General features: G+C 62.2%; 27 protein-coding genes. 15 read left to right on the forward strand and 12 right to left on the reverse strand.

Annotated elements, in window-relative coordinates:
* Nucleotides 1-29: 29 nt before the first annotated feature.
* The 3 genes from ffh to ACR9Y2_RS10165 form a co-directional block, all read right to left on the reverse strand.
* Nucleotides 30-1,382 (reverse strand): signal recognition particle protein, encoded by a 1,353-nt coding sequence (gene ffh / locus ACR9Y2_RS10155; RefSeq protein WP_435044847.1) that lies wholly within the window; start codon nt 1,380-1,382, stop codon nt 30-32.
* Between the two features lie 161 nt (nt 1,383-1,543).
* Nucleotides 1,544-2,428, reverse strand: coding sequence for a UTP--glucose-1-phosphate uridylyltransferase GalU (gene galU / locus ACR9Y2_RS10160; protein WP_435041054.1), 885 nt, complete (start codon nt 2,426-2,428; stop codon nt 1,544-1,546).
* On the reverse strand, nt 2,425-3,465 hold the full coding sequence (locus tag ACR9Y2_RS10165) for a mevalonate kinase family protein (protein WP_435041055.1): 1,041 nt from the start codon (nt 3,463-3,465) through the stop codon (nt 2,425-2,427). Before ACR9Y2_RS10165 ends, galU begins: the two co-directional genes overlap by 4 nt.
* A gap of 177 nt (nt 3,466-3,642) precedes the next feature.
* Between ACR9Y2_RS10165 and ACR9Y2_RS10170 the strand changes: the two genes are divergently transcribed.
* From ACR9Y2_RS10170 to ACR9Y2_RS10185, 4 genes are read left to right on the forward strand one after another with little or no spacing between them, the layout of a single operon-like run.
* Nucleotides 3,643-4,107, forward strand: coding sequence for a hypothetical protein (locus ACR9Y2_RS10170; protein ID WP_435041056.1), 465 nt, complete (start codon nt 3,643-3,645; stop codon nt 4,105-4,107).
* Between the two features lie 18 nt (nt 4,108-4,125).
* Nucleotides 4,126-4,716, forward strand: a complete 591-nt coding sequence (locus ACR9Y2_RS10175; protein ID WP_435041057.1) for an RNA polymerase sigma factor — start codon at nt 4,126-4,128, stop codon at nt 4,714-4,716.
* Nucleotides 4,713-5,111 carry a hypothetical protein gene (locus tag ACR9Y2_RS10180; RefSeq protein ID WP_435041058.1) on the forward strand — a complete coding sequence of 133 codons (399 nt, stop codon included), beginning with the start codon at nt 4,713-4,715 and terminating at the stop codon, nt 5,109-5,111. The genes ACR9Y2_RS10175 and ACR9Y2_RS10180 overlap by 4 nt, the downstream gene beginning before the upstream one ends.
* Nucleotides 5,112-5,147: 36 nt before the next feature.
* The gene (locus tag ACR9Y2_RS10185) at nt 5,148-6,311 is read left to right on the forward strand and encodes an iron-containing alcohol dehydrogenase (RefSeq protein ID WP_435041060.1); all 1,164 of its coding nucleotides are present in this window, start codon (nt 5,148-5,150) and stop codon (nt 6,309-6,311) included.
* Here the strand turns inward: ACR9Y2_RS10185 and ACR9Y2_RS10190 are convergent.
* Both ACR9Y2_RS10190 and queA read right to left on the reverse strand, forming a co-directional pair.
* On the reverse strand, nt 6,308-6,724 hold the full coding sequence (locus ACR9Y2_RS10190) for a YybH family protein (protein WP_435041061.1): 417 nt from the start codon (nt 6,722-6,724) through the stop codon (nt 6,308-6,310). The genes ACR9Y2_RS10185 and ACR9Y2_RS10190 overlap by 4 nt on opposite strands.
* A 6-nt stretch (nt 6,725-6,730) precedes the next feature.
* Nucleotides 6,731-7,750: a tRNA preQ1(34) S-adenosylmethionine ribosyltransferase-isomerase QueA gene (queA, locus tag ACR9Y2_RS10195; RefSeq protein ID WP_435041062.1), complete on the reverse strand. Its 1,020-nt coding sequence runs from the start codon at nt 7,748-7,750 to the stop codon at nt 6,731-6,733.
* 58 nt (nt 7,751-7,808) lie between these two features.
* Between queA and tsaD the strand changes: the two genes are divergently transcribed.
* The 10 genes from tsaD (at nt 7,809) to ACR9Y2_RS10245 (ending at nt 18,378) form a co-directional block, all read left to right on the forward strand.
* Entirely contained in the window at nt 7,809-8,891 is a 1,083-nt protein-coding gene (gene tsaD, locus ACR9Y2_RS10200) for a tRNA (adenosine(37)-N6)-threonylcarbamoyltransferase complex transferase subunit TsaD (protein WP_435044848.1), read from the forward strand.
* A gap of 48 nt (nt 8,892-8,939) precedes the next feature.
* The gene (locus ACR9Y2_RS10205) at nt 8,940-10,874 is read left to right on the forward strand and encodes an alpha/beta hydrolase domain-containing protein (protein WP_435041063.1); all 1,935 of its coding nucleotides are present in this window, start codon (nt 8,940-8,942) and stop codon (nt 10,872-10,874) included.
* A gap of 29 nt (nt 10,875-10,903) precedes the next feature.
* The gene (locus ACR9Y2_RS10210) at nt 10,904-11,731 is read left to right on the forward strand and encodes an Mrp/NBP35 family ATP-binding protein (protein ID WP_435041064.1); all 828 of its coding nucleotides are present in this window, start codon (nt 10,904-10,906) and stop codon (nt 11,729-11,731) included.
* A gap of 127 nt (nt 11,732-11,858) precedes the next feature.
* Nucleotides 11,859-12,695, forward strand: coding sequence for a creatininase family protein (locus ACR9Y2_RS10215; protein WP_435041065.1), 837 nt, complete (start codon nt 11,859-11,861; stop codon nt 12,693-12,695).
* The gene (locus ACR9Y2_RS10220; protein ID WP_435041066.1) at nt 12,638-13,735 is read left to right on the forward strand and encodes a pyridoxal phosphate-dependent aminotransferase; all 1,098 of its coding nucleotides are present in this window, start codon (nt 12,638-12,640) and stop codon (nt 13,733-13,735) included. Before ACR9Y2_RS10215 ends, ACR9Y2_RS10220 begins: the two co-directional genes overlap by 58 nt.
* 132 nt (nt 13,736-13,867) lie before the next feature.
* Complete coding sequence (locus tag ACR9Y2_RS10225) at nt 13,868-14,215, forward strand: hypothetical protein (RefSeq protein WP_435041067.1); 348 nt, start codon at nt 13,868-13,870, stop codon at nt 14,213-14,215.
* Between the two features lie 139 nt (nt 14,216-14,354).
* Nucleotides 14,355-14,774 (forward strand): hypothetical protein, encoded by a 420-nt coding sequence (locus ACR9Y2_RS10230; protein WP_435041068.1) that lies wholly within the window; start codon nt 14,355-14,357, stop codon nt 14,772-14,774.
* A gap of 196 nt (nt 14,775-14,970) precedes the next feature.
* The gene (locus tag ACR9Y2_RS10235; protein WP_435041069.1) at nt 14,971-15,657 is read left to right on the forward strand and encodes a succinate dehydrogenase cytochrome b subunit; all 687 of its coding nucleotides are present in this window, start codon (nt 14,971-14,973) and stop codon (nt 15,655-15,657) included.
* Nucleotides 15,658-15,678: 21 nt separating this feature from the next.
* Entirely contained in the window at nt 15,679-17,592 is a 1,914-nt protein-coding gene (locus ACR9Y2_RS10240) for a fumarate reductase/succinate dehydrogenase flavoprotein subunit (RefSeq protein ID WP_435044849.1), read from the forward strand.
* A 12-nt stretch (nt 17,593-17,604) separates the two neighbouring features.
* A complete protein-coding gene (locus tag ACR9Y2_RS10245) occupies nt 17,605-18,378 on the forward strand; it encodes a succinate dehydrogenase/fumarate reductase iron-sulfur subunit (protein ID WP_435041070.1) in 774 nt (257 codons plus the stop codon).
* On the opposite strand, the gene ACR9Y2_RS10250 is transcribed toward ACR9Y2_RS10245, so the two are convergent.
* Nucleotides 18,375-19,016 carry a class I SAM-dependent methyltransferase gene (locus ACR9Y2_RS10250; RefSeq protein ID WP_435041071.1) on the reverse strand — a complete coding sequence of 214 codons (642 nt, stop codon included), beginning with the start codon at nt 19,014-19,016 and terminating at the stop codon, nt 18,375-18,377. The genes ACR9Y2_RS10245 and ACR9Y2_RS10250 overlap by 4 nt on opposite strands.
* A gap of 21 nt (nt 19,017-19,037) precedes the next feature.
* Here ACR9Y2_RS10250 and ACR9Y2_RS10255 point away from each other — a divergent pair, with 21 nt between their 5' ends.
* Complete coding sequence (locus ACR9Y2_RS10255) at nt 19,038-19,928, forward strand: COX15/CtaA family protein (protein WP_435041072.1); 891 nt, start codon at nt 19,038-19,040, stop codon at nt 19,926-19,928.
* Here ACR9Y2_RS10255 and ACR9Y2_RS10260 read toward each other — a convergent pair.
* The 6 genes from ACR9Y2_RS10260 to ACR9Y2_RS10285 all read right to left on the reverse strand — a co-directional run bounded on the left by ACR9Y2_RS10260 (nt 19,925) and on the right by ACR9Y2_RS10285 (nt 24,244).
* Complete coding sequence (locus ACR9Y2_RS10260; RefSeq protein WP_435041073.1) at nt 19,925-20,620, reverse strand: LytR/AlgR family response regulator transcription factor; 696 nt, start codon at nt 20,618-20,620, stop codon at nt 19,925-19,927. The genes ACR9Y2_RS10255 and ACR9Y2_RS10260 overlap by 4 nt on opposite strands.
* Nucleotides 20,617-22,224, reverse strand: a complete 1,608-nt coding sequence (locus ACR9Y2_RS10265; RefSeq protein WP_435041074.1) for a sensor histidine kinase — start codon at nt 22,222-22,224, stop codon at nt 20,617-20,619. The genes ACR9Y2_RS10260 and ACR9Y2_RS10265 overlap by 4 nt, the downstream gene beginning before the upstream one ends.
* A 22-nt stretch (nt 22,225-22,246) precedes the next feature.
* Nucleotides 22,247-22,591 (reverse strand): hypothetical protein, encoded by a 345-nt coding sequence (locus ACR9Y2_RS10270; RefSeq protein WP_435041075.1) that lies wholly within the window; start codon nt 22,589-22,591, stop codon nt 22,247-22,249.
* Nucleotides 22,592-22,601: 10 nt separating this feature from the next.
* Complete coding sequence (locus tag ACR9Y2_RS10275; RefSeq protein ID WP_435041077.1) at nt 22,602-23,156, reverse strand: hypothetical protein; 555 nt, start codon at nt 23,154-23,156, stop codon at nt 22,602-22,604.
* Nucleotides 23,157-23,252: 96 nt separating this feature from the next.
* Nucleotides 23,253-23,756, reverse strand: a complete 504-nt coding sequence (locus tag ACR9Y2_RS10280) for a GNAT family N-acetyltransferase (protein WP_435041078.1) — start codon at nt 23,754-23,756, stop codon at nt 23,253-23,255.
* On the reverse strand, nt 23,753-24,244 hold the full coding sequence (locus ACR9Y2_RS10285; RefSeq protein WP_435041080.1) for a DUF1572 family protein: 492 nt from the start codon (nt 24,242-24,244) through the stop codon (nt 23,753-23,755). Before ACR9Y2_RS10285 ends, ACR9Y2_RS10280 begins: the two co-directional genes overlap by 4 nt.
* Between the last annotated feature and the right edge of the window lies 1 nt (nt 24,245).

A 24,245-nucleotide genomic window follows, 5' to 3' on the forward strand; every position in this document is an offset into this window, starting at 1 on the left:
CTAGCAAATCTGGCGTGAGCGGCCGGGCCTCACCCGAAGGGGTTTGGAAACGGCAGCTTCAGTTTTCCCATCTTCTTGCCCAGCAGGCCGCCGGATACGGATTTCATCATCTTGCGTGCCTGCCCATACTGTTTCAAAAGGTTATTAACGTCCTGGACACTGGTGCCGCTCCCCTTGGCGATGCGGCGGCGGCGGGAACCATTGATCAGCATGTGGTTATCCCGCTCTTTTGGCGTCATGGAGTCGATGATGGCCACCACGCGGGTGAACTCCTTCTCATCGACCTTCACGTTCTTCAATTCCTTCAGCATGCCGACCTGCGGCATCATGCCCAGCAGCGATTCCAGCGACCCGAGCTTACGCAGTTGCTTCAGCTGGTCGCGGAAATCCTCCAGGGTAAAATCGTCCTCGAGCAGCTTGCGCTGCATCTGCTCGGCCTTCTTCTGGTCGACAGCCGACTCCACCTTTTCGATGAAGCTGAGCACGTCGCCCATGCCCAGGATGCGCGAGGCGGCGCGATCGGGATGGAAGGCTTCCAGGGCGTCCGATTTTTCGCCCGTACCAACAAACTTGAGGGGTTGCCCGGTGATGTGGCGGATGGAGAGGGCTGCGCCGCCACGGGCGTCGCCGTCCATCTTGGTGAGCACTACACCAGTGATTCCAAGGCGCTTATGGAACTCCTCGGCGCTCTTGACGGCATCCTGGCCGGTCATGGCGTCGGCCACGAAGAGGATCTCGGTCGGGTTCAGGGCCTCTTTGAGCTGCGAAAGCTCGGACATCAGGTCTTCGTCGATGTGCAGGCGTCCGGCCGTGTCGACCAGAACCATGTCGCGGCCGCTGATCTCGGCCTGGCGCCGGGCAGAGCGGGCCAGATCGACCGGTTTGGTCTCTTCGGGCGTGCCTTCGTAGATCGGGATATCGAGGTCTTTGGCGAGAACTGCGAGTTGCTGGCGGGCGGCGGGGCGGTAGACGTCGACGGAAACGAGCAGCGGGCGGTGACCGTTCTTGGAGAGATAGCGGGCTAACTTGCCACTGGAGGTAGTTTTACCGGAGCCCTGGAGCCCGACGACCATGACGACGGTCGGCGGTTGGTTGGCGGTGCGGAGGCGGGCGGTGTGAGTACCCAGGACGGTAATGAGCTCGTCCCGGACAATCTTGATCACCTGCTGGGCGGGGGAGAAGGACGACAGGACTTCCTGGCCGAGCGCCTTGGTGCGCACGCCTTCCATGAAGGCTTTTACGACCTTGAAATGGACGTCCGCCTCGAGGAGAGCCACGCGGATCTCCTTCAGGGCCACTTCCATGTTCTCGGCCGTCAGCTTGCCTTCGCCGCGGATATTCTTGAATACCCGCTGTAGCTTGTCGCTTAACGAATCGAACATCTTCTCGATCGCCCGCACGCGCGCGGACGGTTTCCTTTACGCCATCACCAGACTGTTTGGGGTGCGACCTACCGGTAGGGTTCGGCACACTGCCGTCCCACTGGACACGCGTAGTGACACACGACTGCCCAAGGCAGCACCATCCAGTATAGCAACGCTGCTCACTCCTCGGCGAGCAGTTGTGCCAAGTGGGCGCGGATGGCCGGTCCGGTATCTTCTCGTTTCAGCGCAAGCTCAAGAAAACACTTGGCGTATTCGACACGGTTGCCGATGTCGAAGCGTTTGGCCTGCCAAGCCAGAGCGTACACGGGCTGAAGCTGGGCCAGCAAATTCATGGCGTCCGTGAGCTGAATCTCCCCGCCTACCCCGCGCTGGGTGGCATCGATGCAGTCGAAGATGTCGGCGCTGAAGACATAACGGCCGGCGATGGCCAGATCGCTGGGCGCCAGATTCACGGCTGGCTTTTCCACGAGTTTGCGAAGACGCAGCAGATCCGGGTTCTCGCCTTCGGGTTCCCCGTCGACGATGCCGTAGCGGGTGACCCACTCCTTCGGCACGTGGTGGACCGCCACGACGCTGGCGGCGGTCTCCTCGAAAGAATCCAGAAGCTGGCGGAGGCCGGGTTTCTGTCCGGGAGGGGGCTCAATGATGGTGTCGCCCAGCAGGACGGCAAAGGGTTCGCGGCCGACGTGGGCGCGGGCCAGGCGGATGGCGTCGCCAAGACCCAACTGTTCCTTCTGCCGGATGTAGTGGATCTGGACGCGGTCACCGATATCCCGTACCTGATCGACCAGATTCTGTTTGCCGGCTCCGCGCAGGAAGATTTCGAGGTCCGGGTTGAAGTCGAAGTGGTTCTCGATGGCCTGTTTGCCGCGGCCGGTGATGATGAGGACATCCTCGATACCGCTCTGCGCCGCCTCTTCGATGACAAACTGGAGCACCGGTTTGTCGACGATGGGGAGCATCTCCTTGGGCATGCTCTTGGTGGCGGGCAGGAACCGGGTGCCCATGCCGGCGGCGGGGATGACTGCTTTACGTACCTTCATAGACGGATGGCTCCAACTGCTTCGCCGTTTGTTTTGGACACGGCCTGGATCTGCGGCACGATCAATTCGGCGCCCATCTCGGCGTAGGAGATGCGTAGGCGGCGCAATCGCGCGGGATCGCCGTCATAGCAACCGATAATGGCGCCGCCGGAGCCGCAGAACTGGGTGAACGCCCCTTGTTCGCGGCCGCGGCGGACGAGCTCCATGTTGCCGGGGCTGATGCGGATCAGGCTGGCGCGCAGGTCGAACGCTTCGTTCATCAGCGGACCGATCGCCATGCCTTTGCCGTCCTGAAGGAGGATTCTCGATTGTTCGGCCAGGTCAGCCCAATGCTGGATGGCATCGAGGACGTCCTGTTCGCCGCGATTGAAGCGGCTGCGAAGGTCGTAGTGGGTGAGTTCGGTGCCTTCGGCCAGATTGTCGTGATAGGCGACGAACAGCGGCGGCAGCAGGGTGGGGTCGAGCGGTTCGTACAGGCCGTAGCCATCGCGTTCCATGCGGGCCTTCTCGAAATCCATGAAGACCGCATTTTCATAGACCTGGATGACGCGATCCTGCAGTCCGGCGCCGATGCCGAGTTCTTCGAGTTCCACGCTGAGGATGAGGCCGGGCAGTACCGGTTTGGGGATTTCGACGTGGAAAAAGGCCATTAATGCACGGATGGTGGCCGTAACGATGGCGCTGGAGCCGGCCAGGCCGACGCGCACGGGCACATTCGTGTCGTATTCGATAGCGAAGGTGCGGTCCAGCCGGATGTCTTTGGCGGCGCACCAGTCGTTGAATTTCTTAATGGCTGCTTTGATCAGCCGGACGCCGCCATAGTACCCATTTAGGTGGACGTCGTCCAGAAACTCCGAATAACTGGAGAATTCCAGGCGGTCGCGATGGCCTCCGCGGATGATGATGCGGGGGGCCTCGTACATCGTGACGCGCGCCTGGTAGTTTCTGACGATGACTGCGATGGTCTTGCCGAAGTAGCCGTCCGACGGGTTCCCGATCAGGCCGGCTCGCGCGTAAGCGCAGCGTTCGATCATCATATGCTCCTGTCAGTATACTGGTTTGCCCATGTCGGACATGTTCTCTCTGGTCATACAAATAGCGCTGAAAACTGCACGCTTGGAAATAGTTTGGAGGGCAGTTAACAAGCCCCAGGGGCCACGCGTTGGAATGACTGAAGGAAGCGCAAAGGCGCAGCGGAAAGAAGGAGTACAGCGATGGGTACGGAAGCAATTGCGATCATCATGGTCTTCGGGACGGTGGCGTTGGCGGTGGTGATCATTACGCGGGCCCTGTTCGACCACCTGCGGCGGACGAAGGCGGAGCGGGCCCAGGCGGAAATCTTCAACAAGCTGATGGACAAGCTTGGGAATGGGACGGAAGTGCTTGCATATCTGCAATCGGAAGCGGGGCAGAGCCTGATGAGGGGCGCGCCGCCGGAGAAACCGGCTACTTTTGGACGGATTCTGAACTCGGTGCAATACGGGGTGGTCTGCACGGTGATCGGTATTGGCGTGCTGTTCCTCCAGAACATTGTCGACAAGTATGCGCAGCGGGATGTGGCGGTGGTAGGCACGCTGATCCTGACATTGGGGATCGGATTGTTGGCGGCGGCGGGCGCAAGCTACCTGCTGTCGAAAACGCTGGGCCTGCTCAATGGGAAGACGAACGAGCAGAACTAGAACGGCAAGGCTGCTGCTGTGATAGAACCTGAGATGACTCCGGCGATTCCACTCGCGAACATGGTCGCGGCCAGCGGCACGCCGGTGGAGGCGCTACGCATGACCGAGGCGGGCTTCCGCGACCTGCACGCGCTGCATGCGCGGCCGCTGAAGTCGTACCTCTCCCGGCTGACGGGCAATGCGGCGCTGGCCGAGGACCTGATGCAGGAAGCGTTCTACCGCCTGATGCGGTCGGAGTTGCCGGCGATGGACGAGGCGCAACGCAAGAGCTACCTGTACCGGACGGCGACGAATCTGGCGCGGGATCACTTCCGGAGCAAGAAGTTCGAACCGGCGCCCCTGGATGAACGGATTGCGACCCGCGCGCAGGAAGGCCAGAGCGGGGCGGACATTCAGTTGTCGGCGGATATCCAGAAAGTGCTGAATGGCATCAAGCCGAATGAACGGGCGCTCATGTGGATGGCGTATGTGGAGGGAGCGAGCCACCGGGAGATTGCGGCCGCGACGGGGCTGAAAGAAGCCAGCGTGCGGCCGCTGCTGTTCCGGGTGAAGCAGAAACTGGCTAGCCTCTTGCGTGAACGGGGCTTCCGGCAGGAGACTGGACGATGAAGACGATGTGTTCCCACGAACAGGACGTTTTGGCAGCGCAGCGCAATGATGCGTGGACCGAGGAATTGCGCGAGCACCTGGCCGAATGCAGCGACTGCGCGGAGACCCTGATGGTCGCCGGATTCCTGCAGGAGGCGGCGGCGACGGCCGAGGCTCCGGTGCAGGAAGCCGGGCTGGTCTGGTGGAAGCTGCAATTGCGGGCGCGGCGGGATGACGCGGCACGGGCGGCGCGTCCTGTGGTGATGGCCGAGCGGGCGGCGATGGCGGTGGCCGGGCTGGGCCTGCTGGGCGGAATCGCCTGGATGAGCGCGGAAGCCGCGGTGGCGGCCATCGGGCTGATCGTACTAAGCGCGACGGCCGGGTCGGTCGTCTGGTTCGCCTGGTCCCGGCATTAGGCGCGGGTCGCCTAAGATAGTGGGAGCGAGCCTCCCATGTTTAATTTCGCCTTTTACAACCCCACTAAGATACTGTTCGGCAAGGGTCAGATTGCTGCCATTTCGAAGGAGATTCCGGCCTCGGCCAAGGTGTTGATCACCTACGGAGGCGGCAGTATTCACAAGAACGGCGTGTATGAGCAAGTGATGCAAGCCCTGGAAGGGCGCGCGGTGCTCGAATTCGGCGGCATTGAGCCAAATCCGGAGTACGACACGCTGATGGGCGCTGTGGAACTGGCGCGGCGGGAGAAGGTCGACCTGCTGCTGGCCGTGGGCGGCGGATCTGTGCTGGACGGGACGAAGTTCATTGCGGCCGCGGTGCCATTTGTTGGCGAACCCTGGGACATTCTGACGAAGGGCGCGGCGGTCGAGTCGGCCGTACCACTGGCGTCGGTGCTGACGTTGCCGGCGACGGGTTCGGAATCGAACACATTCGCCGTCATCAGCCGGCGGTCGACCGGCCAGAAACTCGCCTTTGGGTCGGTGCATTGCTATCCGAAATTCGCGGTACTGGATCCGGAAACGACGTTTTCCCTGCCGCAGCGGCAGGTGGCGAACGGAGTTGTTGACGCTTTTGTCCACACGCTGGAGCAGTACATGACCTTCCCGGTGCATGCGGAATTGAACGACCGGTTTGCGGAATCGATCCTGCAGACGCTGATCGAGGTCGGACCCAAGACGCTGGCGGAACCGGAGAATTACGACCTGCGGGCGACGTTCGTGTGGTCGGCCACGATGGCTTTGAACGGGCTCATCGGCAGCGGGGTGCCGCAGGATTGGGCGACGCACATGATCGGCCATGAGTTGACGGCTCTATATGGAATCGATCACGCGCGAACCTTGGCTACCGTCGTGCCGCACCTGTTCCGGGTGCAGGCGAACGGAAAGCGCGAGAAGCTCCTGCAGTTTGCCGATCGGGTTTGGGGGATTCGGAATGGGACGGACGAAGAACGATGTGAAGCGGCGATCCGGAAAACCGAGGAGTTTTTCGAGTCAATGGGCTTACCCACGAGGTTGTCGCAATATCCGGAGGTAAAGCCCGAGACGCCGGCACTGGTGGCGAAGCAGTTGGAGAGCAACGGGGCGACCAAATTGGGCGAACGGCAGGACATTACGCCCGAGACGGTGGAAGAGATTCTGTCGCGCAGCCTGGCCGCTTAACTCGTGTGATCGTGGATGATTTTCCAGCCGGCGGCGGTTTTGCGCAGCACGAGCGTGAAATGGCCGGATGCGTTACCGCCGCCGGCCTGGGTACGGGTGAGATCGAAGCGGCCGAGGACCAGGGCGGCGTCCGGGCCGAGTAAGCGCACTTCCAATTCGCTGTAGCGGAGCGTACCCATGGCTTCGGGCGTGCCGTAGTTCTTGCGGTAACGCTCGAGGACGGGTTTATAGCCGCGGGTGACGCCGGCGCGGCCGGTGAAGGTGATGTCGGGGGAATCCATGTAAGTTGTCATGAATTCCTCGAGATTGGCGCGATTCCACGCTTCAGCCTGTTTCTGGAGGGCGGCGGCGACGTCGTCCTGGGCAAAGAGCAGGGAAGAAGCAGCCAACAGACAGACAACAAGGATCCGCATGGCTATCTAGAGTATCAGCATGCAGTCGCCATAGGAGAAGAAGCGGTAGCGCTGCTCGACGGCATGGCGATAGGCGGCGAGCATCAGGTCCTTGCCGCCGAACGCGGCCACCAGCAGGATGAGGCTCGATTTGGGCAGGTGGAAATTGGTAATCATGGCGTCCACGCCCTGGAATGCGCAGCCGGGGTAGAGAAAGATACTCGTTTCACCGGACTGAGGGTGGAAGCCGCCGTTGCGGCTGGCGGTTTCGATGGTGCGGACGGCGGTGGTGCCGACAGCGATCCGGCGAGCGGCCCGGGCGAGAATTTCGGCGTTCGGCGCGGTGATTTCGTAGCGCTCCGAGTGGAGGTGGTTCTTCTCCACTTCATCGGAAGACAGGGGCTGGAAGGTGCCCAGCCCTACGTGGAGGGTTACTTTCGCGATCTCCGCACCGGCGGCGCGGCACGCATCCAGGATCTCCGGAGTGAAATGCAGGCCGGCCGTGGGAGCGGCGACAGAGCCGGGTTTTTCGGCGAAGACGGTCTGATAGCGTTCACGATCGGTGGGCTGATCGGGCCGGTGAATATAGGGCGGCAGGGGGACATGGCCATTGGCCTCGAGTTCAGCGTCGAGATTGCCGTTACACGTGAATTTCAGCAGGCGCTCGCCACGATCGCGGGTCTCGAGGATTTCCGCGAACAGGCGCGGGGTGATGTAGACGCGGGTGCCGATGTGGAGATGACGGCCGGGCCGGGCGAGAGCAGACCAGGTGAGCCGGTCGGCCGACTCGGGCCGGAGCAGGAAGAGTTCCACCTGACGGTCGTAGCCGATCTTCTTGCCGAAGATGCGGGATGGGAAAACGCGGGTATCATTGAGAATTAGGCAGTCGCCTGTGCCCAGGTGGGCGGGCAGGTCGCGAAACGAAGAGTCGTGAAAGGTTCCGGCTTGCCGGTTGACGACGAGCATCCTGGCGGCGGAGCGATCGGCGAGCGGCTCCTGTGCCACCAGTTCGTCGGGCAATTGATAGTCGAATTCTGATAACTGCATAAAAAGGCGAGCGAAAAAAATAAACCTCGCTGCGAATAATATACCCATTTGTGGAGCCATTGTGCGAATCCTGGGAATCGAAAGTTCGTGTGACGAGACGGCGGCGGCCATCGTGACGTCGGAGGGAGAGCTGACGGCGAGCGTCGTTGCATCGCAAATCGACACGCATGGCAAGTACGGCGGAGTGGTGCCGGAACTGGCTTCCCGCGAGCATTTACGGGCGATTGGGCCGGTGGTGCGCGGTGCGCTGGAGCAGGCGCGGCTGGGCTGGCAGGACATCGATGCGATCGCTGTGACGGCGGGACCCGGACTCGTGGGTTCGCTGCTGGTGGGGCTGACTTACGCGAAGGCCGTGTGCCTGGTGCGCGGGCTGCCGTTGATTGGGGTGAACCACATTGAGGGCCACATCCACGCGGTGCTGCTCGAAGCACGGCAGTGCGGCGCGGAGATCGAGCTGCCGGCATTGGCGCTGGTGGCCAGCGGCGGCCATACTCATTTGTTCGAAGTCAGCGAAGCGATGACGTACCGCCTGCTGGGCAAGACGCGGGACGATGCGGCGGGCGAGGCGTATGACAAGGTCGCGAAGCTACTTGGATTCGGGTATCCGGGCGGACCTGTACTGGATAGATTGGCTCCATATGGTGATGCCGACGGGCTGGCGCTGCCGATTTCGAAAATGAAGGGCAATGCGTTGGACTTCAGCTTCAGCGGCTTGAAGACAGCAATGCTGCGGTGGGTGCAGGCGCACGAAATGGAAGGCGAGATTGTGGCGCGGCGGGCAATGATGAAGCTGCATCCGCATCCGACCGTGGAGCAGTGGCTGACCGTGACTCCGCAGACGACGTTGGACGCCGTGGCGGCATTTCAGCGTGTGGTGGTGGAGGAACTGCTGCGGCGGGTGGGACGCGCGGTGGAGGAGACGGCGGCGCGATCCGTGATCATTTCGGGCGGGGTGGCCTGCAACGCGGGCCTGCGGGCGTCGGCGCAGTCGGGGCGCCTGATGTGTCCGGTATATTTCCCGGCGCCGCATCTGTCGACGGACAATGCGGCGATGATTGCGGCGGCGGCGGTGCCGCGGTTCCTGCGGGGTGAATTCGACGACCTCACATTGAAAGCGCAGGCCAATCTCACCCTGGCCTGAGTGCGGGCGGCGAGGGTCGGATAGAATCGAGGGCTGAGGAGCCCACACTTGCGACTATCCGGAATTGCTCTGTTTTGCGTGCTGCCGCTGTGCGCTGGCGTAACGAGCGTCAGCGTTATTGAAAGAAGCGACGTTCTTGGCGGGCAATCCACGGGGCCGGCTGGGCCATATGAGCGGATCATCGCCAAAGTTCAGTTCGCGCTTGATCCCAAGCTGCCGCAGAACAAGGCGGTGCATGATCTGGCACTGGCTCCACGGAATGAGCAGGGGCTGGTCGAGTTCACAGCGGATCTTTACATCCTGAAGCCGCGCGATCCCGCAAAGGGCAACGGCACAGTGCTGTTCGAGGTGTCGAACCGGGGTGGCAAGGGAATGCTGTCGCGCTTCAACTATGCACGGGGCTCGTCGGATCCGCGCACGGAAGAGGAGTTCGGCGACAGGAACCTGCTGGAGCAGGGCTACACACTGCTGTGGGTGGGCTGGCAGTGGGATACGCCGCCCGGCGACAAACTGCTGCGGCTGGATAGCCCGATCGCGTTGGAGAACGGGCAGGTGATCCGCGGCCTGGTGCGGTCTGAATTCATTCCCGATTCGCGCACGAACATGATGCCGCTGGGGGATCGCAAGCATACGACGTACTCGGCTGTGAGCCCTGCAGTGACGCTCACAGTGCGGCCGACGGTGCTGGGCGCGCGGCGGACGATCGTCAGCTCGGAGTGGAAGTTCAACGAGGACCGGACGGCCATCGAGATGGAGTCCGGATTCCAACCTGGCCAGATCTACGAGATGGTATACGAGGCGGAGAATCCGCGGATTGAAGGACTGGGGCTGGCGGCCGTCCGGGATGCGATTTCGTTCCTGAAGTATGGTGGGCCGGAGACGGTGCTGGCCGACCAGCGACGGTTCATCAAGCGGTCGATTGGATTCGGAATCTCGCAGAGCGGGCGCTTTCTGCGGAGCTTTCTATACTTCGGCTTCAATGAGGACGAAAAGGGACGGAAGGTGTTCGATGGGGTCTGGGCGGACGTGGGCGGGGCAGGCCGTGGCAGCTTCAATTTCCGGTTCGGGCAGGCGTCGAGGGATGGCTACGCGCATTTCAATACGTTGTTCCCGACGGATGTATTTCCGTTTACGGACGTGCCGCAGATCGATCCGGCTACGAACAAGCCGAACGGGTTACTGATGGGTGTGAGTGCGGCGACGATGCCGAAGATTTTCTACACGAACGGCTCGTGGGAGTACTGGAATCGGTGCGCGGCCCTGATTCATGTGAGTGTGGACGGGAAGATGGACGCGCCGATGGCGCCGGAGACGCGGCTGTATGTGGTGTCGGGGTCGCAGCACGGGCCAGGGCGGCTGCCTACTGCGGCCGCGGGCGCGCAGTATCCGTTGAATCCGAACGATCACAGGCCGTTGCAGCGGGCGTTGCTGGACGCGATGCAGGCGTGGATCAAAGACGGCACGCCACCGCCGGCCTCGCGATATCCGCTGATCACGGAAGGGCAATTGGTCAGGCCGGAGAAAGTGAACTGGCCAAAGTCGATGAAGGCGGCGCTGCCCGAGCATCCGAAGGCGGCGTATAACGTCTCATATGGTCCGAACTGGGAGACGACCGGCGTAATTACGATGGAGCCGCCGAAGGTGGGCAAGGCGTTCCCGGTGCTGGTGCCGCAGGTGGATGCGGACGGGAATGAACTGGGCGGGATCCGGATGCCGGAGGTGGCTGTGCCGTTGGGCACGTTTACGGGCTGGAATATGCGCACCGCGGCGACAGGGGCGGCGAAGGAGATGGCTCCGACGCTGGGTTCGTTTTTTGCGTTCGACAAGGCGTCGGTTGGGCAAAGGTACGGGAGCAGGGACGAATACCTGAAGAAGGTCGGGCTGGAGGCGGACAAACTGGTGCGGTCGCGCCTGCTGCTGGGGCGGGACCGCCAGCGGGTGGTGGACCATGCGGCCGCGCTGTGGGAGTTCATCCAAAAGTAGCCGGGACGGTACACTAAGAGCTTATGGGTATGCCTCCGCAGAACGAACCCCCGAAGATGCCGATTGACGGCGTCCGGAATCTGATCACGATCGGCTCGGGCAAAGGGGGCGTGGGCAAGACCACGGTTTCGGTGAACCTGGCGATTGCGCTGGCGCGGCTGGGCCAGAAGGTCGGGCTGTTGGATGCCGACGTTTATGGTCCCAACGTGCCGCTGATGATGGGGATCCACGACACGCCCTATGCTGTGGAGAACCGGATCCAGCCGCTGGAGCAGCACGGCGTGAAGCTGATGTCGATGGGGTTCCTGAATCCTGGCGACAAGCCGCTGATCTGGCGCGGGCCGATGCTGCACAGCGTGATGCAGCAGTTCATGCGCCAGGTGGACTGGGGCGAGCTGGATTTCCTGCTGATCGATCTGCCGCCGGGCACGGGCGATGTGGCGTTGAGCCTGATCCAGACCGCGCCGATTACGGGCGCGATTGTCGTGAGTACTCCCTCTGAAGTGGCGCTGGAGGATGGCCGGAAGGCTGTGCTGATGTTCCGCCAGGTGAAGGTGGAACTGCTGGGCTTGGTGGAGAACATGAGCTACCTGATTGTGCCCGGGACCGGGCAGAAGGTGGACATCTTCGGCGAGGGCGGCGGCCGGCGGACCGCGGAAGCGATGGATATTCCGTTTCTGGGGGAGTTGCCGCTGAATCCGCAGGTACGTATTGGCGGAGATACGGGGCGGCCTATCGCGCTGATGGGTGAGCAGGAACCGCAGGCGGAAGGGTTCTACTCGATTGCGAAGCAGGTGATCGCGCGGTGTAGCGCCGGGCCGCTGCGGAAGGCGCCTTCGTTCTCGATTGAGGATTGACGGGGCGGCTGGGGAACTCGCTTGATTGGTTGATTGCGGTCTTTCTGCGGGCTATCCGCTTACCTGCGTGCGCGGCGCCGTTGGCGGATTGTGGATGCGTGGGCGTGTACGATGGAGGGCAATCGCCATGGTACACAGACTCGCTGCATCGATCTTTCTGGCCGCGCTGACCCTGCCGGCCCAGTCCACGCGTGAACTGAATGACCTGAACTGGATGGAGTACCGCCGGCTGGTTCCGGCACAGATCCAGACAGTGTTGCTGCCCACGGGTACGGTGGAGGCGCACGGCGTAGTGAACAACGGGGCAGATAACACGGCTCCGCTGGCGCTGGCGCGGGCCATGGCTCCGAAGTTGAACGCGCTGGTGGCTCCGCCGTTGAACTATGGCGTGACGGGCAGCTTGGATGGGTATGCGGGCACGTTCCAGATCTCCGAGGCGGCCTACCGCGCGTTCGTCACCGACATTCTTACGGGGCTGGCTCGCAATGGGTTTCGGAACATCATCGTCATCAACGGGCATGGCGGGCCGCAGACGGCGATCCTGAACGACGTCGCGGAAAAGGTGGGCCGCGAGCAGCGGGTGCGGATGCTGGTGACGAACTGGTGGGCCATCTGCAGCGACGTCACATTGAAAGTGTTTGGGGAAGACGGCGGACACGCTGGTTGGAACGAGACGGCGTTTATCCAGGCGATTGACGAGAAGCTCGTGCATCCGGAGCTGTACTCGAAAGAGCTGGAAACACCTCGTCCGGCGGCAGGCACGTGGGCGGCGTATCCATTTCCGACACCGGTGATCCTGTATCAGCCAGGGCAGGGCTCAGTCCGGTTCGATAAGGCCAAGGCTTCCGTTTATTTCCAGGCGGTGGTAGAACGGATGGCAGACTTGGTCAAAGGGATTATCGAAAAATGGGACAAAGCTGGGCTCTATCAAGACGTGCGTTCGGGGGCGTTGCCTCCGCGCTGACCATCCTTTCCGAATCCGCGCTGGCGCAGTTGAGCTTCGTGGGGGAACCCGCGGCCGACGCGGTGATGTTGAATGCGAATGAGAATCCGCTGGGGCCGTGTCCCGAAGCGCTGGAGGCCATGAATGGCGTCCTGAAGCGCGGCGGGCGATATCTGTTCGGAGAGACGATGAAGCTGTCTCGAACGCTAGCGCAGCAGGAAGGACTGCCTGACGACTGCGCGCGGGCGTTTGCGGGTTCGAGCGATCCGCTGCATCGCACGGTGCTGGCGTTCTGCTCGCCGTCGCGGAGCTTTGTGGTGGCGAATCCGGGTTACGAGGCGGGTGAGCGGGCGGCGCAATTCATTGGGGCTCCTGTGCACCAGGTGCCTCTCACCAAGAGCTATGCGCACGATGTAAAGGCCATGCTGGCCGCGGGCGGCAACAGTGCGGGCGTGTTCTATTTGTGCAATCCGAACAATCCGACGGGCACGCTGACGGCACGCGAGGACATTGAATACCTGGTGAAGAACAAGCCGGCGGGGAGCATCGTGATGGTGGACGAGGCATACATCCACTTCAGCGACGCGAAGCCGTGCACGGACATGGTGGCGGCCGGCAAGGACGTGATTGTGCTGCGCACATTCTCGAAGATATACGGCATGGCGGGATTGCGCGCCGGCGCGGCGTTCGGACGACCGGATCTATTGGGCAAGATGCTGGGCTTTGGGACGGGCTACACGCCTACGACGGGCATGGTGGGCGCCTCCGTGAGCCTGTCCGTGAAGGATCTGGTGCCGCAGAGGAAGAAGTACACGCAGGACGTGCGGGAAGGCGTGTTCTCATGGATGACACAAAAAGGCTTTTCCTTTGTGCCTTCCGTGAGTAACAAGTTCATGGTGGATGTGAAGCGTCCGGCCCGCGAGGTGATTGCGGGGATGGCCAAGCAGAATGTGTACGTGGGACGTGCCTGGCCCATCTGGCCATCGCACGTGCGGGTGACCGTGGGCACCAGGGAAGAGATGGAGAAATTCAAAACGGCGTTCGCACGGGTCATGGCGTAAGGAGTTTTACACTTCGAACACCTTTCGAGCGCAGCGAACTATTCGTGTGGTTGATCCGTTTAATTCATTGAAGGCGGACGCGACGCAGAAACAAGCGTCCGGCTCACACTGAACTAACTGGAGAAACAGACCATGAAATCGCTGCGCTCGATGTGTGTTTACGCGGCCACGGCTGCGATGATGATGACCTCGATGGTGGCCTCCGCGGCCGCGCCCGAGGTACGAGTGAACATCCCGTTCGACTTTGTTGCTTCGGGCCAGAAGATGCCGGCCGGGCAGTATAGCTTCGTGAACGAACCGACTGCTCCGGTGTTGACCCTGCGCTCATCGAACGGCGCGGCGACGATGGCGTTGGTGAACTACAACTCGGGCTCGATGGCGGTGGCCACGGACCAGAAGAAAGTGAACCTGGTCTTCGAGAAGAAGAACGGCATCCACTATCTGAAGCAGATCCGGGAAGGCGTGCAGCGTTCCAAGTGAAACAAATGACGCGGGTGTAAATTGCACGCCCACGAACGAACGAATTCACGGCGGATGCGTTCTTGAGACTAGAGGCGGGCCGCTGGGAAAAGCGGCCCAGCCAGAAAAAGTAACGGAAGAAGAACGGAGCAACGTGACCATGACTACTGGGAAGAAATTAACGATTTTTGGTGCGATGGCGCTGGTGCTGTGCCTAACGATGGCGATGCCGGCTTTCGGGGCGAGCGCGCGGGTGAGTATCCCGTTCGCCTTTGAGGCATCGAGTGTATCGCTGCCGGCGGGCGACTACCTGTTGGAGACGTCGGACAGCGGCGCGGTGCTGTTCCTGACCGGCAAGGAATCCGGCCGAAACGCAATCATCGTCGCCCCGGCTGGTGAAGCGAAGTCGCGGTTTGACGGGAAGCTGGTGTTTGAGCATTCGGGTTCGACCTATCGCCTGGCGCAGGCCCAGATTCTGGGAGCGACTGCGGTGATGCGCATTCCGGCGACTCACGCCCAGTTGCTGATGGCGAAAGAGAGCCCGTCCGAGCGGGTTGTCCTGGCTCTTAACCGCAAGTAAACACTATTTGAACTGAACGGAAGACCACTTCTCCTCCTCCTCTGAGCGGGCCCGCTATCCGAGCGGGCCCGCTTTGTCAACGTACCCCGCACTCCGAAATTTCGCATACAATAGTGGGTTCCGGGCATCCCAGGTAACGAGATGGGGTGGCCCCTCACACCCCACACCATACCTACGGGGAAAACGGAGTGCCTCGATGAGCTCAATCGCTGTTAACAGCGGCCTAAACAGAACAACAACCTTCTACCAATCAGTCGTCGGCAAGAAAGTGGTCATGGCGGTGACGGGCTTCGTGCTAAGCGGCTTCGTCCTCGGCCACATGTTCGGCAACCTGCAGTTGTTTCAAGGGCGGGAGAAGCTGAACCACTACGCGGAGATGCTGCAAAGCCTGGGCGGGCTGCTGTGGTTTGTCCGCTTCGTGCTGTTGTCGGCCGCCGTGCTTCATGTGACGGCTGCATTTCAGTTGTGGCGCCTGAAGAACGAGGCGCGGCCGCAAGCTTACGTCAAGAAAGCCCACATCGCCACCAGTTACGCTGCCCGGACCATGATCTGGAGCGGGCCGATCGTGGGGGCGTTCCTGATTTACCACATCCTTCACTTCACCACCGGCCAGGCCCTGGGCGATCAGTTCATCAAGGGCGACGTCTATCACAACGTCATTGTCGGCTTCCAAAACCCCGCAGCGTCCTTCTTCTACATCATTGCCAACATCCTGCTGGCGATCCACCTCTACCACGGAGTCTGGAGCATGTTCCAGAGTTTGGGCGTGAACCACCCGAAGTACACACCGAAGCTGAAGACGATGGCGAAGGTCTATGGCTGGGTGGTTGGGATCGGGAATGTATCCATGCCCCTGGCCGTGTTGGTCGGGCTCGTGAAGTAAGGAGGGCATACACACATGGCACTGAATCTGGATTCGAAGATCCCTTCCGGACCGATTGAGCAGAAGTGGCAGAAGGCCAAGTTCGAGATGAAGTTGGTCAATCCGGCCAACAAGCGGAAGTACAACGTGATTGTCGTCGGCAGCGGCCTGGCAGGCGGAGCGGCGGCGGCGAGCCTGGGCGAACTGGGCTACAACGTGAAGTGCTTCTGCTTTCAGGATTCTCCCCGGCGCGCACACTCGATTGCGGCCCAGGGCGGCATCAACGCCGCGAAGAATTACCAAAACGACGGCGATAGCGTTTACCGGCTGTTCTACGACACGGTGAAGGGCGGCGACTTCCGTGCCCGCGAGGCGAATGTTTACAGGCTGGCCGAAGTCAGCGTAGACATCATCGACCAATGCGTGGCACAGGGTGTGCCGTTCGCGCGTGAATACGGCGGCGTGCTGTCGAACCGCAGCTTCGGCGGTGCGCAGGTCTCGAGAACTTTCTACGCACGAGGGCAGACGGGGCAGCAGTTGCTGCTCGGTTGTTACCAGGCGCTGGAACGCCAGGTGGACTCCGGCCGTGTGAAGATGCTGTACCGCTACGAGATGCTGGAACTGGTCGTGATCGACGGCCGGGCCCGGGGCATCATTACGCGGAACATGGTGACGGGCGAGATCGAGAGCCATGTAGCGGATGCGGTCGTTCTAGGCACGGGCGGCTATGGCAACGTCTTCTACCTGTCGACGAACGCCAAGGGCTCGAATGCGACGGCGATCTGGCGTGCGTATAAGAAGGGCGCGGGTTTCGCGAATCCCTGCTACACGCAGATCCACCCGACGTGCATCCCGCAGAGCGGCGATTATCAGTCGAAGCTGACGCTGATGAGCGAGTCGTTGCGCAACGACGGGCGCATCTGGGTGCCGGCGAAGAAGGCCGACACGCGCGACGCGAACACGATTCCCGAGACGGAGCGCGATTACTACCTGGAACGGCGTTACCCGGCGTTTGGCAACCTCTGCCCGCGCGATATCGCTTCGCGTGCTGCCAAAATTGCCTGCGACGAAGGTTACGGTGTGGGGCCCGGCGGCCGCGGCGTCTATCTGGACTTCAGCGAGTCGATCAACCGGCTGGGCCAGAACGTCATTGCCGAACGCTATGGCAACCTGTTCGAGATCTACGAGCGCATCACGGGCGACGATCCTTACAAGAAGCCGATGCGGATTTATCCGGCGGTCCATTACACGATGGGCGGGCTGTGGGTGGACTATCAACTGCAGTCGACCATCCCGGGCCTGTTTGTGCTGGGTGAAGCGAACTTCTCCGACCACGGGGCCAATCGACTGGGCGCCAGCGCGCTGATGCAAGGGTTGGCCGACGGATACTTCGTGATTCCGTACACCATGGGCAACTACCTGGCCGGCGTGAAGCCGGGCGGTGTGGATGCGACGCACCAGGAGTTCAAGGCCGCCCGGGAAACGGTGGATGCACGGACGAAGAAGTTCCTGTCAATCAAGGGTAAGAAGACGGTGGACGACTTCCACCGCGAACTGGGCAAGGTGATGTGGGAGGACTGCGGCATGGCTCGCAACGCCGCTGGGCTCGACCACGCGATTGCCCGCATCCCTGAGCTGCGCGCCGAGTTCTGGGAGAACGTGAATGTCCCGGGCAGCGGCGCCGAACTCAACCAGAGTCTGGAGCGCGCCGGCCGTGTGGCGGACTTCCTGGAGCTGGGTGAATTGCTGTGCCGCGACGCACGCATCCGTGAGGAGAGCTGCGGCGGTCACTTCCGTGAGGAGTACCAGACGGAGGACGGCGAGGCGAAGCGCGATGACGTGAACTTCTGCCACGCGGCCGTTTGGGAGTATCAGGGCGACGACAAGATTCCGGCGCGCAATACCGAACCGCTGGAGTTCGAACACGTCCACCTGGCTCAGCGGAACTACAAATAGAGGCATCCGAAGATGAAGATCATTCTGAACATCTGGCGTCAACAGAACGCCACATCCGCGGGCAGGATGGTGCGCTACGAGGTGCCCAACGCCAACGAGCACATGTCGTTTCTCGAAATGCTCGACGTCCTGAACGAAGAACTCACCCGCAAGGGCGAGGATCCCGTGACGTTCGAGCACGACTGTCGGGAAGGCATCTGCGGTTGCTGCGGTTTCATGATCGACGGCGTGCCGCACGGGCCGCAACGCGGCACGACGGTGTGCCAGTTGCACATGCGTCATTTTCAAGACGGTGATGAGCTTTGGCTGGAGCCGTTCCGGGCGAAGGCCTTCCCGGTGATCAAGGATCTGATGGTGGACCGGAGTTCGTTCGATCGCATTATCGCGTCGGGCGGGTTCATTTCGGTGAATACCGGGTCGGCTCCGGATGGCAACGCGCTGCCGATCATCAAACGGTGCGCGGATATGGCGATGGACGCTGCGGCATGTATCGGCTGTGGCGCGTGCGTTGCCTCGTGTCCGAATGCGTCGGCATCCTTGTTCGTCTCGGCGAAGATTTCACATCTGGGCCAACTGCCGCAGGGGCAGGCGGAACGCGACCGACGTGCGACCCGCATGGTCCTGAAGATGACGGAAGAAGGGTTCGGCTACTGCACGAATACCGGCGAGTGCGAGGCGGTGTGTCCGAAGGGCATCACGATTGAGAACATCGCGCGGATGCACAGGGACTACATCAAGGCGTCGGCGACTTTCCGGGAAGAGGCATCGGGCGGCGGCGCGGGCTAAGGCACGCGTTCGAACAGCAGCCCCAGCATCACTTTCGAGTCGGGTACATTTCGCGGCCACTCTTCGATCAGCGCATAGCCAAGGCGCTGAAGATGGGTGGCCGCTTCGTTCTTGTCGACAAGTTCGGGGTGCTGGCCGCCGAGGTTCTGCATGCTCGCGGGCAGGACGCGGGTGGGGCTGACGGCCGTTGTCATGCCTTCAGGGTTGCGCTGCAGGACGAGGAAGAGATAGCGGGGATCCAGGGCGGCCAGGGTGTCGAGGCCCTTCCGCCATTGGATGTGCTCCAGGACCAGCACTACCGCGGCGGCGTGGAACGGGCCTGTCAGCGCCGAAGCTTCCAGATCGTCGGCGACGCAAAGCGCACCGGGGTTGCGCCGGCGCAGCCTGGCCAGGAAGCGTGGATTGATGTCGGCGAAGACTCCGCGATGAGAATCGAAGGCTCCGGGCGGAAGGTAGTCGAACATCTGACCGGTGCCGGCTCCAGCGATCAGGATGCGGGCGCCGGGCTCGCCTACCCGTGCCAGGAATTCCGCCATGTGGGCGGCGTTGGCCTGAGCCTGCCCGATCGCCGCCATGTGGGCTTCGTAGTCCTCGACTTGTACTCTTGAGGTCCACGCATCCCGTAAAGTGGAAGGCATACGGTTTTATTGTAGAAAGTCATGAACAATCGAGTGCAGGCGTTCGTCCGGCTGGCGTGGGCCATGCTGGGGTGGAATGTGTTCGTGGTGTTGTGGGGCGCGTTTGTGCGGGCCTCGGGCTCCGGGGCAGGCTGCGGCAGCCACTGGCCGCTGTGCAACGGCGCCGTGATGCCGCCGTCGCCGACGATGAGCACGATCATCGAATTCACGCACCGGCTGACCAGCGGTATTGCCCTGATTGGCGTGGCCGCGCTGGTAGTTTGGAGCCGCATCCTATTCGCCAAGGGGCACCTGGCACGCAAAGCAGCCTGGGCGTCACTGATCTTCATCATTGTCGAGGCGCTGCTGGGTGCGGGGCTGGTGTTGCTGGCGTATGTCGAGAAGAACGCTTCGGCCGGGCGGGCTCTCTATCTATGCGCCCACCTGACGAATACGTTGCTGCTGCTGGCAACCATCGGGTCCTGTGGATGGTTCGCGCGTCACCACCGCTGGGTGAAGAGCCGAGTGCCTACACTGGTCTGGGCAGCGATGGGTGTGGCGTTGTGCGCCAGCATTACCGGCGTTGTGGCGGCGCTGGGGGATACGATCTGGCCCGCGGTCTCGCTGCAGGAGGGCATGCGGCAGGAGTTCTCCAAGGAAGCTCCGCTGCTGTTGCAACTGAGGTTAGTCCACCCAGTGATTGCCTCCGCGTCGGGTGTATTCCTGATCCTGGCCGCCCTGCTGCGTTTCCGCGGCCGGATGAAGGCCTGGCTGCTTGGGTTGACCGTGGTGCAACTGGCGGCGGGGGGATTGAACGTCGTGCTGTTGGCTCCGGTGTGGATGCAGATTCTGCACCTGGCGCTGGCGGTGAGCGTGTGGATCGTACTGGCTTTCGGTGCGATGGCGTACGGGAGTGAGACGGAGACCGTCTAGGTCGCCAGCCGATCGAGCAGCTCGCGAAAGCGGCGGCGCGAGACCTCTTCCCGGCGGCCACTCTTGAGCGTGACCTGCCCTGAGCCTCCCGGGAGCGGAGCTACTTCTTTGATCTCGTCCAAGCGCACCAAAGCAGCGCGTGAGATGCGGAAGAAGTGCGCGGTGTCGAGCCGGGTCTCCAGGTCGTTCAGCGTCGGATCCATCCAGTATTCACGGTCGCGGGTGCAGAGCTTGGTTAGGCCCGATTCCGAGAGAAACGCGATGATATCGGCCACGGGGATGACGACGTAGCGTTCCCCAGCGCGGGCCAGAAATCGCTGCGGCGGGGGGAGCTTTGGCGCGGCTTCCCGTGTCTTGGCGAGCGCCTGCTCCAGGCGGGAGCGAGTGACGGGTTTGAGCAGGTAATCGACTGCACGGAGCTCGAACGCTTCGACTGCGTAGTTGTCGTAGGCAGTGCAGAAGATGATGTGCGGTCGGGGCTCGGGTAGAGAGGCGGCCACTTCGGTGCCGCGGCAACCGGGCATCTCAATGTCCAGCAGGACGACATCAGGGCGCAGTTCGCGGATCTGCTCGATGGCGGCCACGCCGTCGCCGGCCTCGCCGCAGACACAAACCCCCTCCAGGCCGCCGAGCAGCCGCTGGAGCCGCTCGCGCGCAGGCAATTCGTCATCGACGATGAGGACCCTGGTCATACAGGCAACTCGATTGTAGCCGTCGTGATGTGACGGGTGTGGTCGCGGCTGAGGGTGAGGCGGCCCCGTTCGCCGTAGTAGCCCGACAGGCGTTCCCGGACATTCTTCAGGCCATGGCCGGTGTCGGATGCCGGTTCCTTCGGGCCCGGGCCGGTGTCGGTGACGGTGAGGACCAGTGTGTCGCCCCGGAGGTAGGCGCGGATGGTGACCAGGCAGGGTTGGCTGGTGACCGCCACGCCATGTTTGAGGGCGTTCTCGACGAGGGGCTGGAGCGTCATGGCGGGCACGCGAGCGGCTAGGGTGTCGCTTTCGGCTTCGATCTCCACGCGCAATCGCTGGCCGAAGCGGGCTTGCTGGACATCGAGCCAGGCGCGGATGAAGTCGAGTTCCTGGGAAAGCGGCTCCATCTCCGCTTCGGAGCGTTGAAGGGTGTAGCGGAAGACTTCGGCCAGTTTCTCGACCGTCTCTTCCGCGAGCTCGGGATTACTGGGAATGAGTCCGGCGACAGTGTTCAACGCGTTGAAGAGGAAGTGGGGATTGATCTGGGCGCGCAGGGCTTTCAGTTCCGAGCGGCTGGCGTCGAGGAGCAGGGCCCGACGTTTGGCTTCCAGGCGCCGGTTCTCGAGCAGGAAGTGGAGCATCTCGGAGAGTGTCTTCACCAGGGCCAGATCCTCACTGAAGAGTGGGCGCCCGTCAGGACGGTCCTCCAGGCTGATGACACCGTCCGGGGTAACAGAGGCACGCGTATGGAAGATGTGCTCGGCCAAGGTGTGAGCTTCGCGCAGCAGTACGGCTTCGTCCTCGCTGCCTTGCAGCTTTTCCAGGAAGACCCGCTGGGCTTCGGCAGGCGAGTAAGGGCGGCCCAGGACGCGGCGGTCCAGCAGCTCGCCCAGCGAGCGGCAGAGGCGGAAGACGCCCCATAGGACCGGCAGCATCAACAGCGCGGAATAGATGGGATCCAAGCCTGCGGGCAGCAGGCTGAACCAGACGGTGAGTGCAATGAGTGCGACCGCGAAGTTCGAGCCCCATTTGGCGAAGAGGTCGAGAAATAGAAAGCGACGGCGGGAGTAGCTGTGGACCATCAGCACCGGCAGGGGGAGCGAGCGCATCAACAGGCTCAGCCAGTCGCCGAAGGTAAACATGGCCACAGGGATCAGCACCATGATGACGATCAGCAGAATCACGCTGGTACGGCCGCTGCCGGGAGCGCGCGCCGCGGTGGCGCAGGTCCAGGCGAAGACGGCACAGTAAGCGATGCTGAGGTCGCGCTGAGCGTGCGTCAGGGTGATGATGTTGACGGTGTGAAGCAACGAAAGAGCGGCAATGACGGCGCTGGCCAGTGCGACAAACGGAATGCCGCGTGAGCCGAAGAGCTTGCCCAGCAAGGCCGGAAAGACGCAAGCGCCTGCGAGCAGAACGAAGTAGTGGCTGGGTACCAGGATGTTCAGGCCGAACCAGGCGGAGGACGTGATGAAGATGGCGGGATACAGCCAGCTGCGCAGTTCCGTGCGGCCCAGGCGCAGTTGGCGGGTCCAGAGCGCGAACAGCCCGATGAAGGCAGCAAGCCCGAAAGTGTAGATCAGGACTGAGATCGTGCGGTACACGTCAATGAGAATGGTACGACCGCTACCTGCTTGCGGCAATCGCCACGATGCCGAATGTGAGAGCGACCAGGCAGTAGACGCCAACGGTTGTGAGGACGACCCTACCGGCGGACATGCGGCCGGCGCGGCGTTCGAGATGGCGGATTTCTGCGTAACGGTAGCTCTGTTCCTTAAGGGCGCCGCTCTCGAGCACAAGGACCGAGATGCCCTCATCCGTCACAGAATGGAGCCTGGCCTTTTCGATGATGCCGGATGGGATTCGCAGCCGTACAGTGGTCCCAATGGGCAGTTGCAGGGCCTTGGAGCGGATGTCACGGGCCGGCACGAGCATGGCGAAACAAAGCAGCAGGGCGACCAGGCGGCACATGGATAACTCCTCAGTTCCCCAGAATGATGGCAGGGATGTACATGATGGCGGCGAGCGTTAGGGCAACGACGACTCCGGGGTGCAGTCCATTGCGTGGATACTTCAGCGACTTCATCTCTTCAAAGGCGATGGTGCGTTGAGTGACCGGTTGGCCGGCGGACAGTTCCACTGTGATGCCCTGCTCTGAGACGGCGCGCAGCAGGCCGGAGATCTTTTCCCGGGAATTCATCTGGACCTCGACCTTTGCACCGTTCGGAATATCCAGCGCCTTGGCCCGCAGGTCCGCGGCAGACAGTCCACAGACCGTCGCCAGCAGCAGGGCCAGCAATCTGTGGACGACACCGAAGCCGTGGCGGTCCAGCCGTCGCACGGACCGGACCTCCTCGAACATCCAGACCGTTTCCCCGTTGCTGGTGTTGATATGTACGGTGTCGTCGGTCGCATATCCAAGTCTGCCCTGGACCTTCCGGCGCGCAGAAGTGGTGAGTTCCAGCGGCACCCCGGGCGGGAGCGAGCCGAGTTTCTCGATAAGGATCGATTGGCGTTCGAGATCGCGTGGCAGCATGGCGTTCCAAACCTCCTGATTCAGACTAGGGCGGAACGCTTGCAAGTCCTATTGAAGGAAGGTGAGCGGCGGTTTGCGGGGGATCAGCGGCGTCAGCTAGAGACCAAAGGCGCGGGCGTAACGAAGCTTGCTGCCACAGCCCTCGATGGAGCCGGGGGAGAGCTCGAGGGCCATGAAGTGATCACCGGGCGGGAACGGTGAATGCAGGGTGGCGGCCAGTTCCGGGGAGAATCCGAAGCGGGTGTAGTAGGCAGCATCGCCGAGCACGATCACGGCGTCCACTCCGGTATGAGCCAGCATGGGCAAGCTCATGTGGATGAGCGCTCCGCCGATGCCGCGGCGCTGGAATTCCGGATCGACCGCCAGCGGCGCCAGGGCGGCCAGTTGGACCGATTCCCAGACCGGCTCCAGCGACAGGACGGAGTAGAGGATGTGGCCGGCCACCTGCTGGCCCGCCTCAGCGACGAGCTCAAGGATCACGGCGCCTTCCGCTCGAAGGGATTCCACCAGGTCTGCCTCGTCGGGCTGGCCGAACGCGCGAATGAGCAACCGCCGCGTAGCGTGCTGGTCACCGGGCCCCCACTCGCGCAGGGAGATCATTTCGTAGCAAACCGCGGCAGGTTCAAATCTTCGCCGGTGAAAGCCTTGGTGAGGAAGATGACCTGGCCGGTATGGAGTGCGAAATGCTGCACCACTTGATAGATGGCGTCGAGCGTGAGCATGGTGCGCCCCATGGGGGCCACGGTCTCCAGGAGACGCTCCGGTGCAAGCTTCTCCATTACGGCGCAGGCTTCCTCCACGCAGGCCGAGAGCTTCGAGAGGAGCTCCTGTTTTGTGAGGCCGCCGCGCGCACCGAACTCAGCGTCGCGCACGCGCACATCGGGTTGACCGCCGATGGAGTGGATGACGAATTGCCGGACATTGCCCTCCAGGTGGAGGCAGAGATTGCCGGCCGAGTTTGCGTTGTCGCCCGTACGGCCCCACACCTGCGATTCCTCCAGTTTTCCCACGCAAGTCTCGACTTGGCCCATCAGCATTCGAAGCTTGGAGGTTGAGAATACGAGGAACGCCTGCTCGACGGTTGCCATG

Source organism: Paludibaculum fermentans (genome assembly GCF_051172195.1).
In the GTDB taxonomy this organism is placed as follows: Bacteria; Acidobacteriota; Terriglobia; order Bryobacterales; family Bryobacteraceae; genus Paludibaculum; species Paludibaculum fermentans_A.

Coding starts and splice junctions, on each gene's coding strand:
- ffh (WP_435044847.1), bottom strand. CDS start 1,382: ATGTTCGATTCGTTAAGCGACAAGCTACAGCGGGTATTCAAGAATATC.
- galU (WP_435041054.1), bottom strand. CDS start 2,428: ATGAAGGTACGTAAAGCAGTCATCCCCGCCGCCGGCATGGGCACCCGG.
- ACR9Y2_RS10165 (WP_435041055.1), bottom strand. CDS start 3,465: ATGATGATCGAACGCTGCGCTTACGCGCGAGCCGGCCTGATCGGGAAC.
- ACR9Y2_RS10170 (WP_435041056.1), top strand. CDS start 3,643: ATGGGTACGGAAGCAATTGCGATCATCATGGTCTTCGGGACGGTGGCG.
- ACR9Y2_RS10180 (WP_435041058.1), top strand. CDS start 4,713: ATGAAGACGATGTGTTCCCACGAACAGGACGTTTTGGCAGCGCAGCGC.
- ACR9Y2_RS10185 (WP_435041060.1), top strand. CDS start 5,148: ATGTTTAATTTCGCCTTTTACAACCCCACTAAGATACTGTTCGGCAAG.
- ACR9Y2_RS10190 (WP_435041061.1), bottom strand. CDS start 6,724: ATGCGGATCCTTGTTGTCTGTCTGTTGGCTGCTTCTTCCCTGCTCTTT.
- queA (WP_435041062.1), bottom strand. CDS start 7,750: ATGCAGTTATCAGAATTCGACTATCAATTGCCCGACGAACTGGTGGCA.
- ACR9Y2_RS10210 (WP_435041064.1), top strand. CDS start 10,904: ATGCCTCCGCAGAACGAACCCCCGAAGATGCCGATTGACGGCGTCCGG.
- ACR9Y2_RS10215 (WP_435041065.1), top strand. CDS start 11,859: ATGGTACACAGACTCGCTGCATCGATCTTTCTGGCCGCGCTGACCCTG.
- ACR9Y2_RS10220 (WP_435041066.1), top strand. CDS start 12,638: ATGGGACAAAGCTGGGCTCTATCAAGACGTGCGTTCGGGGGCGTTGCC.
- ACR9Y2_RS10225 (WP_435041067.1), top strand. CDS start 13,868: ATGAAATCGCTGCGCTCGATGTGTGTTTACGCGGCCACGGCTGCGATG.
- ACR9Y2_RS10230 (WP_435041068.1), top strand. CDS start 14,355: ATGACTACTGGGAAGAAATTAACGATTTTTGGTGCGATGGCGCTGGTG.
- ACR9Y2_RS10235 (WP_435041069.1), top strand. CDS start 14,971: ATGAGCTCAATCGCTGTTAACAGCGGCCTAAACAGAACAACAACCTTC.
- ACR9Y2_RS10245 (WP_435041070.1), top strand. CDS start 17,605: ATGAAGATCATTCTGAACATCTGGCGTCAACAGAACGCCACATCCGCG.
- ACR9Y2_RS10250 (WP_435041071.1), bottom strand. CDS start 19,016: ATGCCTTCCACTTTACGGGATGCGTGGACCTCAAGAGTACAAGTCGAG.
- ACR9Y2_RS10255 (WP_435041072.1), top strand. CDS start 19,038: ATGAACAATCGAGTGCAGGCGTTCGTCCGGCTGGCGTGGGCCATGCTG.
- ACR9Y2_RS10260 (WP_435041073.1), bottom strand. CDS start 20,620: ATGACCAGGGTCCTCATCGTCGATGACGAATTGCCTGCGCGCGAGCGG.
- ACR9Y2_RS10270 (WP_435041075.1), bottom strand. CDS start 22,591: ATGTGCCGCCTGGTCGCCCTGCTGCTTTGTTTCGCCATGCTCGTGCCG.
- ACR9Y2_RS10275 (WP_435041077.1), bottom strand. CDS start 23,156: ATGCTGCCACGCGATCTCGAACGCCAATCGATCCTTATCGAGAAACTC.
- ACR9Y2_RS10280 (WP_435041078.1), bottom strand. CDS start 23,756: ATGATCTCCCTGCGCGAGTGGGGGCCCGGTGACCAGCACGCTACGCGG.
- ACR9Y2_RS10285 (WP_435041080.1), bottom strand. CDS start 24,244: ATGGCAACCGTCGAGCAGGCGTTCCTCGTATTCTCAACCTCCAAGCTT.